Raw genomic sequence first — 1,513 nt, 5'->3', positions numbered from 1 at the left:
CGGGTCGAGTACGACGTAGGGGAGGGGGCGCTGCATCCCGCGTCGGTCGGTCCGATCTATCGCGCGATGATACAGCGGGCGTTCGACCGCGGTGCCCTGGCGGATCTGACAGCAGACGATCTGGCGCGATTGCTTAAGGGGATCAGCGCGCATTCGACGCGGGTGGGCCTCAACCAGGACTTGTTCGCCAGCGGCGAGGATCTCGCCGGCATCATGGATGCGCTGCGGTGGAAGTCGCCACGCATGCCGCTTGCCTACAATCGCAATTTGGCTGCAGAGCAGGGTGCTGCTGGACGTCTGATGGCCAAAATCGGTTGATGGCTTCCCATTGAGATCGGTACGATAAGCCAACCAGACGCGCCGGACGCTCGCAGCGCTTTATAACCGTCTTACATGGTTCTAGTCGAATCAACTAGAACCGTGTAAGGAGCCTAGAATGGATCCACGCCGCAACCCCTTCGCCCCAGGTGCAGGCAGCCGCCCGCCCGAGCTTGCAGGTCGGGATGACGTCCTCGAAACGGTCGCCATCGCACTCGACCGTATTCGTAACGGTCGTCATGCCCAAAGCATGATCCTGCTGGGATTACGCGGGGTGGGCAAGACGGTGCTGCTTAACGCCATGCGCCGGGCCGCAGAAGGCGAGGGCATCTTGAGCGTGCCGATCGAAGCGCCCGAAGGCCAGTCGTTGCCCGCCATGCTGGTTCCTGCTCTCCGCACCGCTATGCTCAAGCTTGATCGTGGGCAGGCGGCAATGACGCTGGCGAAACGCGGCTTGGGTGCGCTGGCGCGGTTCGTTAAGGCGTTCAAGCTGAGCTACGGTGAGCTGGAGGCATCGCTCGATCTGGGTGAAATCGGGGTCGCGGACAATGGCGATCTCGACGCTGATCTTATCGACCTGATCGATTTGGTTGGAGCAGCCGCCGCTGAGCGAGGTACTGCTCTCGTGCTGTTCATCGACGAGCTGCAATATGTGCCCGAGCGCGAATTGGCGGCGCTCATCACCGCACTTCACCGTGCCCGCCAGAACGACCGCCCCATAACGTTGGTTGCCGCTGGCTTGCCGCAACTGGCCGGGCAGATGGGCAAAGCTAAGTCCTATGCCGAACGCTTATTTTTGTTCACCAGCATCGGACCGCTCGGCACTGAGGCGGCCAGTGCCGCCATCATCCATCCGATCGAGGCGGAGGAATGTGCGATTGAGCCTGCCGCGGTCGCGCAAATCATCGCCGTCACTGAGGGCTACCCCTATTTTCTACAGGAATGGGGCAAGCAATGTTGGGATGCCGCTGACGCTTGCCCGATCACAGTAGCGGACGTCGATCTGGCTCACCCCACGGCCATCGCCGCACTCGATGACAGTTTCTTTCGTGTGCGGTTCGACCGCCTGACACCGTCCGAAAAGCGCTATCTGCGGGGCATGGCGGATCTGGGGGAGGGGCCCTTTGGATCGACCGCCATCGCCGAGCATATAGGTCGGAAGTCGTCGAGCTTTGGCCCCGTGCGTGCGTCACTG

The 1,513-nt window shown here is 61.9% G+C and carries 1 protein-coding gene and 1 pseudogene; both read left to right on the top strand.

Features of this window, described 5'->3' with window-relative positions; translation table 11 throughout:
* Positions 1 to 318 (top strand): annotated as a pseudogene (locus B7Y43_RS20060) (integrase); the annotation flags it as partial.
* Positions 319 to 436: 118 nt separating this feature from the next.
* Positions 437 to 1,513: ATP-binding protein (locus B7Y43_RS20055; RefSeq protein ID WP_374133422.1), on the top strand; the 1,077-nt coding region annotated here is incomplete at its 3' end.

This window comes from Sphingomonas sp. 28-62-20 (assembly GCF_002281505.1).
This window is presented reverse-complemented; position numbering and strand designations above follow the sequence as displayed.